The sequence below is a fragment of the Acinetobacter sp. 742879 genome (assembly GCF_000588535.1).
Lineage (GTDB): Bacteria > Pseudomonadota > Gammaproteobacteria > Pseudomonadales > Moraxellaceae > Acinetobacter > Acinetobacter pittii.
This window is the reverse complement of the sequence record NZ_JFYC01000001.1, coordinates 212,899-225,457: the sequence shown is the minus strand read 5'-3', so window position 1 is coordinate 225,457 and position 12,559 is coordinate 212,899. Positions and strand designations below refer to the sequence as shown.

General features: G+C 38.2%; 9 protein-coding genes and 1 pseudogene. 6 read left to right on the top strand and 4 right to left on the bottom strand.

The features are described from left to right. Positions 1 to 28: 28 nt before the first annotated feature. Positions 29 to 1,213, top strand: coding sequence for a hypothetical protein (locus J690_RS05860; RefSeq protein ID WP_032034710.1), 1,185 nt, complete (start codon positions 29 to 31; stop codon positions 1,211 to 1,213). A 61-nt stretch (positions 1,214 to 1,274) separates the two neighbouring features. Here J690_RS05860 and J690_RS05855 read toward each other — a convergent pair whose 3' ends face one another. From J690_RS05855 to J690_RS05840, 4 genes are all read right to left on the bottom strand, one after another. Next, on the bottom strand, positions 1,275 to 2,741 hold the full coding sequence (locus J690_RS05855) for an MFS transporter (RefSeq protein ID WP_005304407.1): 1,467 nt from the start codon (positions 2,739 to 2,741) through the stop codon (positions 1,275 to 1,277). Positions 2,742 to 2,935: 194 nt separating this feature from the next. After that, positions 2,936 to 4,327: an LLM class flavin-dependent oxidoreductase gene (locus J690_RS05850; RefSeq protein ID WP_000162425.1), complete on the bottom strand. Its 1,392-nt coding sequence runs from the start codon at positions 4,325 to 4,327 to the stop codon at positions 2,936 to 2,938. Between the two features lie 176 nt (positions 4,328 to 4,503). Continuing rightward, entirely contained in the window at positions 4,504 to 5,799 is a 1,296-nt protein-coding gene (locus J690_RS05845; protein WP_032034706.1) for an acyl-CoA dehydrogenase family protein, read from the bottom strand. A gap of 134 nt (positions 5,800 to 5,933) precedes the next feature. Beyond that, the gene (locus tag J690_RS05840; protein ID WP_032034704.1) at positions 5,934 to 6,752 is read right to left on the bottom strand and encodes a hypothetical protein; all 819 of its coding nucleotides are present in this window, start codon (positions 6,750 to 6,752) and stop codon (positions 5,934 to 5,936) included. Positions 6,753 to 7,396: 644 nt separating this feature from the next. Here J690_RS05840 and J690_RS05835 point away from each other — a divergent pair. From J690_RS05835 to J690_RS05820, 5 genes and pseudogenes are all read left to right on the top strand, one after another. Then, positions 7,397 to 8,842, top strand: coding sequence for a cytochrome ubiquinol oxidase subunit I (locus J690_RS05835; protein ID WP_017386136.1), 1,446 nt, complete (start codon positions 7,397 to 7,399; stop codon positions 8,840 to 8,842). Next, positions 8,835 to 9,842, top strand: coding sequence for a cytochrome d ubiquinol oxidase subunit II (gene cydB, locus J690_RS05830; protein ID WP_005076463.1), 1,008 nt, complete (start codon positions 8,835 to 8,837; stop codon positions 9,840 to 9,842). The genes J690_RS05835 and cydB overlap by 8 nt, the downstream gene beginning before the upstream one ends. A 14-nt stretch (positions 9,843 to 9,856) precedes the next feature. Beyond that, a pseudogene (locus J690_RS23615) lies at positions 9,857 to 9,992 on the top strand (DUF2474 domain-containing protein). Positions 9,993 to 10,090: 98 nt separating this feature from the next. Further along, entirely contained in the window at positions 10,091 to 11,509 is a 1,419-nt protein-coding gene (locus tag J690_RS05825) for an aminotransferase-like domain-containing protein (RefSeq protein WP_032034702.1), read from the top strand. 100 nt (positions 11,510 to 11,609) lie between these two features. Further along, the gene (locus tag J690_RS05820; protein WP_002114202.1) at positions 11,610 to 12,527 is read left to right on the top strand and encodes a LysR family transcriptional regulator; all 918 of its coding nucleotides are present in this window, start codon (positions 11,610 to 11,612) and stop codon (positions 12,525 to 12,527) included. Positions 12,528 to 12,559: the final 32 nt, after the last annotated feature.

The window sequence follows — 12,559 nt, the reverse complement described above, 5'->3', positions numbered from 1 at the left end:
TTTTATTTTTAAGAGGAGAAAAATTCTTTTGTTTAAACATTCTCAAATTTTGAAAAAAACATTAATTACAACGTCTTTAATTACATTCAGCCTCTCAAGTCATGCAGCGCTTACCTTTGGCAATGCTGAAGAAGGTGAACTTAAAGTAAGTGGTACTGTTCGGGCTAAATATGTTTATGATTTTGACTCTGAACCCTCTACCAGTAAATTTTCTTTTAATGACGCCGTATTATGGCTAGATTACAACTCCTCGAAATGGATTGGCCGCTTAGATTATCGGATTTATGAATATTACGGGCATTTAGGCGATGCCAATTGGCTCACCGATGCATGGATGGGTTATAAAATTAATGACAACAGTAAAATTATTGCTGGCTTAAACCCCGTTCCTTTTGGCTTGGGTCGCTTTTGGGGAAATACTTATTATTTAGGCATTGCCAATAGTGCTGGTTGGGAAGATGTACACAACCTTGGGGTGAAATATGATTTCAATGATGGAATCAATGAAGCACAACTCGCCTTTTATCCTACCGATGGTGGCACCTATAGAGGTAAAAGCAAAGACTCGAGTCGATTTAGTATCAACCCTGTCAATGCAGATGACTCAGTACCAGAAGGCACCAATACCAAAGAAAAGAACTCCATTGTTGTTCGTGGTGCTCATACCTTTAAGAATGTATTAGGCCAAGAAAATTTCTCTACCCAACTGGGCGCCTCTGCATGGTATTCCACCATTGAAAATAAACGTTCAGGGCAAGATGGCGATCGCCAAGTCTATTCAGTTTTTAGCAATACCAATTATAACCAATGGAATTTACAGCTTTTGGCTGGTTATCAAGACATTGATAATGCCGACAATGAATATAAAGATCATCTGACTTTGGGCGGTTTCGATTATTCATTTAATTCGGCAACCAAAGGTCAGATTTATTCAGCCGAACTGAGCTATCAATTTCCTCAGCAGTTTGGACCAATTACTTCTGTTCGTCCTTACCTAAACTATAGTTCTTATCGGAAAGAGCAAGACGGGTTTAAAGACTCCACCCGTTTTATTCCCGGCATTGCCTTTAACTATCAAAAATTGACAGTACAAGCCGAGTTACTAATGGGTAAACATGATCCATATTTAGGAGATAGTGAAGGTCTTGCAGCTGGTGGAAGTAATGATAAATGGAATAAAAAAGCATTTGTAATTTTTGCTTATTACTTCTAACTCCAAAAACAAAGGCCAACAGATGTTGGCCTTTGTTTTTATCTAGATATTTATTTTTACTCTAATCGATTACTGGTGAATTATTGAGAGGAAGTTCTGTTTTATCTTCATCAATCACATCGACATCTTGGGCGGTAGGCTCAAACTTAATCAGTAGCCCAATCACAATTAAAGGAATAAACGCAAAAATAGAAATAATCAGGTAAACATCAGTTTTATATCCCGCCATCCAGATTGGTAAAACAAACAAAGCAATTGCCTGAGCAACACCCGTTACAGCACGGTTAAAGCCAACACCAACGCCACGAATCGAAGCAGGATAAGCCATAGTTGGATAAACCATCATTTGTGCCCCTGGCCCAAAGCCTTCGGCAAAAAGCCATAAACCTAGCATGCCAATTGCGGTGTAGAGTAAAAAGCTATTACCCGGTTCACCAATGAATGCCAAGGCAATGAGGGCTATAAATTGGAGTAAAAAGCCTGTAAGCAACACATGACGAGATTTAAATCTGCTAGCAACAAATACGCCTAACAGTCCGCCCGTAAATGCAAACAGTAAATTAAGTCCGAGTGTGGTTGTAATGGTCGTCAAGACATCGGTATGAAAGAAACGCGTTAAAATAGAAGGTAAAAAGAAGGCAATGGTCGTGTACTGAAATGCCACCGAAATGTGAATCACAATTGCCACAATCGTTCTTGGTAAATAGGTTTTATTAAATAAAACTGCAAAACCCTCGCGCTTTTTCTTTTCAGCAGTTCTTTCTACTTTTTCAACTGTAGCGACTGCATTAATTGCATAGGATTCTTGTAGAACTTTAGCTGCCCCCTTTAAATCCCCTTGGTTCGCAAGCCAAATGGGTGATTCAGTTAAATATTTACCGCGAATAAAAATAATGAGTAACGCTGGCACTGCTCCAAAAATTAAAGATGCTCGCCATAACCAATTGCTATGCTCAGGTGGTAAAAGAAAATAAAGCGCCAGAACTAGACCAAAACAGACCGAAGAAGCGGCATACCACATTGGGCACCATGCGGCTAAACGCGCTGCCTTGTTGCTACTCCCGTTAAATTTAGAAAACTCAGATAAGTATGACATTGCCACAGGCAGATCAATACCAACACTAATTCCCATAATAAATCGGGCTAAAATCAAAACCCATACATTCGGAGCAAAACCAGCGACAATTGCCGCAATGACAAACAGCACCATGTCCGCCATGAAGACCCGATAACGGCCAATTTTATCTGTCAGCCAACCACCAATCAGGTTACCCACAATGGTTCCGCAGACAATTGCTGAAGCCACTACACCAGTCATCACAGGGCTTAAGGAAAATTCTGAGATAACTTGCTCAATACCAAAGGACAGCGTTGTTAAATCATAGGCGTCAATAAACACCCCAATCAGTGCCAACCAAATAACTTTATTCGATTTACCCTTCCCTGCAAACTTGGAAATTAATTGTGAAACATCATCGGGAGATTTAATTTCATAACGATGGTTATGATCGAGTTCTTGTGTGCTCACTTAATAATTCCTGTATTTTAATCACAGAAACAAAGTAATGATTATTCACATCATATAAAAACAAATTAATCTGATGTTTTAATCTTAATTATAGAATTATCTTTTCATTATTAACTCAGCAGTAAAACCGATATAAAAAGACAAAATAAAAGCTGGTATTTAACCAGCTATTTATTTAAAGGTTTTCCAAAATATTAACTCGCCTCAGCAAGTTTTAATTCCTTTAGATTACGATATTTTGCACCGCGGTGATTTTCAGGCAAATATGGCCCAGCACCAAATAATTTTTCTCTTAATGTTCCTTGTGCATACGAAGTTTGATATACCCCTCGTTTTTGCAACTCCGGAACAATAAACTCAACCACATCGGCAAAGGTTTGATGAGCCAAAATATAGGCAAGGTTAAAGCCATCAACATCGGTATCTTCAACCCATTGCTGTAAAGCATCCGAAACGGTTTCTGCCGAACCCACTAACACAGGTCCATTCCCACCTAAGCTGTTCCAGTTTGCAATTTCTTCAATGGTCCAAACACGTTCTGGGTCCGCATTTACATAAGAATCTAATAAAGATTGAATGGCATTGGTTTGAATATATTCAACTTTATCCGTTGGCTGGTATTGTGAAAAATCTACACCTGACCAGCCAGACAGCAAGGTTAAAGCACCATCATAGCTTCCATAGCTTTGATATTCTTTAAACTTAGCCTGTGCTTTTGCATCGGTTTCATCAGTGACAATCGACAAAAGTGCATAAATTTTAACTGAGTACGGGTCACGGCCTTCTTGAGCCAATTTTTGGCGAATACCCTGTACCACTTTTTTAGTGGCAATTTTAGACGGCGCTGCTATGAATACACACTCGGCATTTTGACTCGCAAACTTCTGCCCGCGTGAAGATGCACCTGCTTGATAAAGTACTGGTGTGCGCTGCGGTGATGGTTCACAAATATGGATACCTGGTACAGTAAAGTATTTACCCTCGTGCTGAATTGGATGCACTTTTTTATGGTCAGCAAAGATACCGCTTTCACGGTCACGAAGTACCGAACCTTCTTCCCAGGACCCTTCCCAAAGTTTGTAAAGGACTTCTAAATATTCATCAGCAATATCATAACGATTGTCATGATTAACCTGAGTTTTTAGGCCCAAGTTTTTCGAACCACTTTCCAAATAAGACGTCACGATATTCCAACCAACTCGCCCTTTGGTTAAATGGTCTAGCGTGCTAATACGTCTAGCAAAAGGATAAGGATGTTCAAAGGAAATAGAAGTCGTGACACCAAAACCCAAGTGCTTTGTGACTGCGGCCATCGCTGGCACAATCTGTAGCGGATCATTGACTGGAACTTGTACTGCACCTGTTAAGGCATGTTCAGCACTTTGATGATAAACGTCATAAATACCAAGCACATCTGCAATAAAAATACCGTCAAAAAAACCACGCTCAAGAATTTGTGCTAAATCTGTCCAATATTCTAGATCTTTATATTCAACAGATCGATCTTGAGGATGTCGCCATAATCCAGGAGATTGATGGGCAATACAATTCATTTCAAAAGCATTAAAACTAATTTTCTTAGTCATAAAATATCAACCAGCATTTTATTTAATTTTTATACTAAAGCAATTTTTAGGTTTTCTTTATAATATAAACCCCAAACAAAATATGATTTTATTCTAATAGTTTTTTATAATTTATTTCTAAAAACATAAATAATATTAAGCCACTAAAATAGCAGCTTAATATCTAAAACTATAATTTATTGTTTAGCAACATTCCCTATTCGCCATTGATACGGTGGTAATGTACCGTTTACACTAAAATCACCTACAATTCGGTTTTTAAATACTCTCGGGTTGTGTGATGATAAAGTTCGTACATTACGCCAGTATCGATCTAGGCCTAAATCTTTGTCTGTTGCAGAAGCACCTAAAGCATCAAATAAAATTGTAGAGGCATTTAAAATTAGATCGGTAATGACCGTTTGAGATTGTGCACTTTCAAGCTCGGCAAGTGCATTTTGTTCTTCTTCAAGCTGCTCATTATTTTGAAATGCAGCCAAATAAGCACGTTGTAAGCTTTGTGCGACTTTTTCAACAATCGCCCCTGCACTGTAAGCCGCACCACGAATTTGTCCTACGACTTGTAAAATTTGTGGATCCTGTTTTACAAATTGCGCATTTGCATGAGTGTAGTTTCGTGTACGTTTTGCCACAGCTTGAGAAACATCATAGGTTGCAGCACGTCCTAGACCTGTAATGATTGCCAGTTGAACCAGTTGATAGTAAGCCGCTGAATATTTAAAACGGTCATCATCAGGTAAAATTTCAGTTTCATCGACCAATACATCATGGAAATATGCTGTACCACTTGCAGTGAGTTGCTGACCAAAGCCATTCCAGTCATCAACAATTTCAACACCTTCATCTTCACGGCGAACAACGACCGAGCCAGATTCACCGTTTAAATCTGTTACACCAACATCCACCCAGTCTGCATATAGGCTACCAGTGGTGTAATATTTTTTACCCTTAACGCGAATTTTTCCTTCACTGTCTCGATATAAATGTGTTTCGAACTGATCAATTGACTCTTTCCCGCCTTCAGACCATGCACTACCGACTGTTTCCCCATTTGCAATTCGGCTAAGCCAACGCTGTTGAAACGTTTTGTCTTTACTTACCAACACATCTTCAGTGAAACCAAAATGCACACGTAAAGCTTGCGGTAAGTTTGAGTCCGCTTCTGCAAGTTCAATAAGTAATGCAAATAATTCAGGAATGGTTGCATCAAAGCCACCATGAACTTTGGGAAGTCTTAACCGTGTAAAGCCAATATCTTTGAGCCACTGAAGTTGTTCATAAGGCAAAATATGCTGCTGTTCACGGATTAAAGCCCCTTCTTTAATACGGGCAAAAGTCGGTCTGAAATTTTTTGCCAATTCATCATAACGTTCTGAAGGCCCTTCACCCCACACGCGAGAAATAATTGAGGCCTGACTAAGTACTGCATGTGTTAGTGAACCGAGATGATGCTCAAAATTTAAATTTGTCATGTAAGTAAAACCAATATTGCTTTGCTTTTACCATAAAATATTTATTTCACATGAAAACGATTATTTTTTTATAACAGTATTCATTCTTTATATAAGAACCTAAACACAAAGATAAAAAGCTCATCTATCAAGTCCTAGGATAGCTCTTTTTGTCTAATGCTCTGCTGGCTTTGCAGAAGTGTTTGTATATATTCTGAATAGACAGATAATTTTTCGAAAATATGCTCTGAATAGAACATATCATCAATTAAATGTGTCATTTGACCAGCAGTAAAGGTGTCGCATAAACCAACCAGCGCTGCGTTCATTTGAGCAAACTTCGCGCATAATTTTACATAAGTTTCATCTTTATTTTTGAATAATAATTTCCGCATTTCTAAGCTATTGAGATTTTTTAAGTCATCATCTTTTGTGGTTTTAATCCAATAAATTTTGACCTTTAAAAATTGCTCCAGTGCTTTTAAATGCTCGACATCTACGTCTAAACTCGTAATTAAAAAAACGGTAGAGATATCACTTCGGCATAGTGCCTTGATTAAGCTTAGATAAATAAATTCGACTTCATTAAGCTCTGCAAGTTCCAAATCTATATAAATTTTTAGACTTTCTAAAACATCATCTACTTTAAAGAGTACTTTCTTCTCAGCTTGATAATATTTATTAAGAATAGAAAGCACAGGCGCAGTTGCAGGCGTTGTATAAATAGCTGCCTTGTTTAAGTTAGCAAAAATAAATGGTGAAAATAGATAGGCCACACTACTTTGCTGTGCCTCAATATGAGATTGAATTAAATATACTGTTTCAGATTTAGAAAAGTCTCTGAGTACTTTCGCTCTCAATAAAGTAGCTTCAAAATTAACGTAGGTTTGCTCTAATTGAGCCAATATAGATACAGGAATAGGCTGATTTTTAATAATTTTATGCAGGACATTGAGTTGAGAAGTAATAAACATTTTTTAACATCCAAGCTATTTTAGAAGAGCTACACTTAAATCAGGTCTTTAATAACCTACGTAACAACCAGACCTCACTTAAAACAACAAAGGAATAAAAGAGAAGAAACTATTCTGCGCTTATTACCCAAAGTCGCATTTACTCTGTTTTTGGAAAGTGATTTTGGCCATTCGTAAATCTTGTTCATTTATTTTGGACTTTTGAAGAATGGATACATAGCTACAGATATTTGAAAAAAAACTATAGCACACCTCATGAGTGCTTCAGACTGTTATAGTTTTATAAAAAATTTCTGTATCTACATATACAAAAATAGTAAGTGCATGATTAAGGAAACTTCTTAAGGTAGGTAGTTTTCATGAGACGATCTATTGCATATCGCCAGATATTTCATCAATGTTTCAATGCAACATGCATTTTTACAAATGCAACATCAAGCATAAACTTTGTTAACAGATTGAGAACAATCAATCAGTCTATTCTCTTGAAATATCAAGCAATTATATTGCTTAACCCTGTTGGCATTTTACTTGCTAAGAACATTTATCACAGAAGCAAGTTTAATCGTCAGAATACTTTGTTGCCTGAAAATAAGTATTTAACTCATTTAACCATCATCAGCTAGTTCACAGGGGGAAAGTTTATGAGCCTCGGTCTAACCGCTCTAGAATTAGCGCGAATACAATTTGCTTTTACAGTATCCTTCCATATTATTTTTCCAGCCACTTCCATCGGTCTTGCCTGCTTTTTAGCAGTGCTAGAGTGGAAATGGTTAAGAACCCAAAACCCGATTTATAAAGATCTATTTAAGTACTGGATTAAGATCTTTGCCGTTGCCTTTGGTATGGGTGTGGTCTCGGGCGTGGTCATGAGTTACCAGTTCGGTACTAACTGGAGTGAATTTTCACGCGTCGCCGGAAGTATTACTGGTCCTTTACTTACCTATGAAGTCTTGAGTGCCTTCTTCTTAGAAGCAGGTTTCTTAGGCATTATGTTATTTGGTTGGGGACGGGTTGGTCCTCGAGCCCATTTCTTCGCAACACTTATGGTGGCCATCGGAACATGTATTTCCATGTTCTGGATTCTATCTTCTAATAGCTGGATGCAGACACCTCAAGGCTTTGCCATCGAAAATGGCATTATTGTCCCCAAAGACTGGTTTGCAATTGTCTTTAACCCATCCTTCCCTTACCGCTTTGCCCACATGGGTGCTGCGGCCTTCTTAGTTTCATCATTATTGGTCGTCGGAACATCTGCATGGCATTTAGTAAAAGGCCGTCGCGATGAGTTGGTGAAAAAATCGTTCTCGATGGGTCTCTGGATGGTGCTTGTGACTTCATGTTTACAAGTAGTAATTGGCGATAACCATGGTTTAAACACCCGTGAACATCAACCAGCCAAACTTGCAGCAATGGAAGGTCACTGGGAAACCAATCACAATGAACCTATGCCATTATTGCTATTTGCAATTCCAGATATGAAAGAAGAACGTAACCACTTCGAAGTGGGTGTTCCTTATTTGGGTAGCTTAATTTTAACGCATAGCTTAGATGGCCAAGTGACAGGTTTAAAAGATTTCGCACCTGAAGACCGTCCAAATTCAACCATCGTTTTCTGGAGCTTCCGTGTGATGGTGGGTCTTGGTGTGCTCATGGTCACTCTGTCTTTAATTGCGCTTTGGTTACGTAAGCGTGGAAAACTCTATGAAACATCATGGTTTCATAAATTCGCTGTAGTGATGGGGCCTGCGGGTTATGTGGCAATGCTGGCTGGCTGGATTACTACCGAAGTAGGTCGTCAACCGTGGGTTGTATACGGGATTATGCGCACTAAAGACGGGCTTTCACATACGGTTTCCGCAGATCAGGTGGGCCTGAGTCTCTTTATTTTTGTGGTGGTATACACCATCGTTTTTGGTAGCGGTATTTACTACACCTTAAAACTCATTAATAAAGGCCCTGTATTTATCGATACTCCAACTATTGAATCTGGTGGTGTTGGACACTTTAAAACACCAATGCGTCCACTCAGTGCGGTCGATGAAAACATTGACGATAATCAAAAATCTGGGGAGAAACATCATGATTGATCTTTCTTTAATATGGGTCGGTATTATTGGTTTAGGTGTTTTAATTTACGTGGTCATGGATGGTTTTGACTTAGGGATCGGGATTATGTTCCCGTTTATTAAGAACAGCCAAGAACGTGACGTCATGATGAATACCGTCGCTCCTGTTTGGGATGGTAACGAAACTTGGATGGTTCTCGGTGGTGCTGGTCTGTATGCAGCCTTCCCGCTGGTTTATTCAACAGTTTTATCAGCACTCTACCTGCCTATCATTTTCATGGTGATTGCCCTGATTTTCCGTGGAGTTGCTTTTGAATTCCGTTTTAAAGCTCATCGAACCAAGCACCTTTGGGACTTGGCTTTTATTTGGGGTTCAGTTTTAACCAGCTTCCTTCAAGGGATTATTTTGGGTGCTTATATTCAAGGGATTAAAACCGAAAATGGTATTTTTGCTGGTGGGTCTTTTGATTGGCTTTCCCCATTTACCATCTTTACAGGTATTGGCGTAGTTGCGATGTATGCCACTTTAGGCTGTGGATGGCTGATTTTAAAAACCGAAAAAGGTTTGCAGCAACGTATGTATGAGCTTATGCCAAAGCTGATTATTGCATTGCTCATTATTTTTGGTGGTGTGAGTTTATATACGCCTCTGACTCATCCTGAAATTGCAGATCGCTGGTTCTCTTTACCAAATCTGTTCTATTTTAGCCCTGTACCAATTTTGGTCTTGTTATTTGTTGGTCTGATTTTATCAGCATGTAAAAAGCAAGATCACGACCTTAAACCATTTGCATATACATTGGCCCTCGTTTTCCTTGCATTTACTGGTTTTGTAATTAGTTTATGGCCTTATATTATTCCGCCATCAGTCACCATCTGGCAGGCTGCAGCACCTCATTCAAGCCAAATGTTTGCTCTGGTTGGCGCACTTATCTTGATTCCAATCATTATTGCTTACACCATTGTCTCTTACTGGGTATTTAGAGACAAAGTCCGTGTAGGTGATGAAGGCTATCATTAAGTATGGAGGGTTTTATGAAAAAGTCATCCGTTAAACTCAATCAAACCCAATGGTTTATTTTGCTATGGCTCGGTGGGTTTTTTAGCCTTAGCTGTGATTGCGGGATTGTTTAAAGTTATCTTGATTTATGCAGCCCCTTACTTAAAGTAAATCTATTGTTCTAAATAAATGCCGTTTGTAGATTCTGCAAACGGCATTTATTATTGATTAAGTGCTTCTTTCATTTTGTTATTTCGTGCAGCTCATACATGTATAAATCAGAACAACTCGCTCATAGCATTCGCCAACTCATTGAGAGCGGCACTTTAAATGCACATGAAAAATTACCGTCATTGAGAGATCAGGTACAACGCTCGGGCTTTAGCTTAATGACCGTCATGAATGCTTATCAGGAGCTTGAATCACAAGGTCTGATCTATTCAAAAGAAAAATCTGGTTACTTCGTTGCCGAGCAAATTGCACTAAAGCCACTCGAGCAATATTCAGTTGTTTCACTAAACTCTAAAATTGAAATTAATTCTTTAGTTTTTAAATATCTTAAGTCAATCCAACACGAGTCCGTCGTACCTTTTGGTTCAGCTTTTCCAGACAGTCAGCTTTTAACAGCCCCCAAACTTATTCAAATTATGGGGCAACTTGCGCGCCAAAGACAAAGTTATGACCAGACCACAAGCTTGCCTCCTGGTAATTTGGTCTTGAGAAAACTGATTGCTCAGCGCTACTGTATGCAAGGCATACAGACCGATCCAGATGACATTGTCATTACATCTGGAGGTTTAGATGCACTAAACCTTTCGCTACAAGCAGTCGCGCAACCCGGTGATTATATTTTATTGCAGCAAACTGTGTTTTATGGGGCTTGGCAAGCCGCTGAGCGTTTAGGACTTAAAGTGATTACCATTCCTGAACATCCTCAACATGGTTTTGACCTAGAGGCTTTCGAACAGGTTATTCAAACATATCCAATCAAGGTGTGTTGGCTGATGCTGAATGCCCACAATCCGATTGGTTTTACAGTCAGTGATGACATTAAATATAAAATTGCTAAGTTGCTTCACGAACATCAAATCTATTTAATTGAAGATGATGTCTATGAAGAGCTTTATTACGGTGGGCAAAAACCACTTTCAATGAAGTATTTTGATCAACAAAATCTGGTACTGCACTGTTCGTCTTTTTCTAAAACATTAGGTGCAGGTTTTCGGGTCGGTTGGGTCTATGCGGGTAAATTTTCAGACCATATTCAACACTTACAGCTCATGAGTACTATTTCAGTGAATGCACTCATTCAAAATGCATTGGTTGAGTTTTTGTCTCATCATCATTATGAAAAGCACTTGCGTACCCTTAGACTTTCCCTCGAGCGTTATAAAAAGCAGTTTTATCATTATTTGAAGCAACATTTACCTAACTCTTGTGAAGTGTATTACTACCCAAGTGGTTATTTTCTATGGGTCAAACTTCCTAGCACTTTAGATAGTATGCAAGTTTATGAAGCGTTGATTCAGCAAAACATTGGCGTTGCGCCAAGCCCTCTATTTAGTGTTTTACCTGCACAGCAATATTATTTAAGAATCAATTGCTCTTTTGAATGGAACACTAAAATTCAAAATGCATTAGATCAGGTTATCAAAACCATTCAACAAAGAGTTGAAGCAAGTTTATAAAGATATGCTTCGACCTAAGCACAATTTTATAGTCTTTATTTTGTGCTAACTTTATAGCTCAAATCTATAGTTTTTAGGGAAACTGGTTCAAGGAATTAATATGGAAATTGATGAAGAACTCACCCTTAAAAAAATACAGATTTTTTTAGCTTTTATGCGCTGTGGGAATTTGTCTAAAACAGCCACAGAAATGCAGTTGAGTAATGTCAGTGTTCATAAAGCCTTACACTCTTTAGAAAGTGCTTTACGTTGCCCTCTTTTTAAAAATGAAGGTCGTAATCTCATTCCTTTAAAAAGTGCTTATGTCTTTGAAGAACGGGCACAAAAAATCGTACAAGACATTTTTATTACCGTAAATAAAACCAGAGAAGCCGCTGGCTTTGCAGCTAAGGTTTTACATTTAGGTTCTCTTTATTCTTTGACTGTAAATACAATTCCAAATGTGATTAGCGGTCTTAAGCTCCGACGTAGTGAGCTTGATATTCAACTATTGCTGAGTTCAAATCAGGATTTGGTGAAAAAGCTGAAAGCCACGGAGCTTGATGCCATTATTGTGGCTTTAAATGAAACTACTCAAGATGATGACTTTGAAATTTTGCCAATGTTTTCAGACGATATCTTTCTGGCAGTCAATAAAGATTCAAAATATGCCGATTTTAAAGATATTGATTTAAGCCTTTTAAAAGAAGAAACTTTTTTAACTTTAACTAAGGGGTTTGCAACTCATAACGACAGCGATATCATTTTTAAAAAAGCTGGTTTTTCACCAAAAGTTGCTTTACAGGTCAATGATATTTTTACCCTCATTAGTATGGTCAGCTCAGGTGTCGGTTTTGCTCTACTACCCGGTCGTATTTCTGCAGTTTATGAAAGTTCAGTAAAACTTATTCCACTAAAACAGCAATATCATATGCAACAAGAAATTGGTTTGGTCTTTCTAAAAAGTAAAGAACGCGACCCAAACTTACTTGCTCTGATTGCTGAATGTCGAATGTTTGCCTCTAATTTTAAAAGATAAATATCGGCAACTTATTAAAGAATAATGAGTTG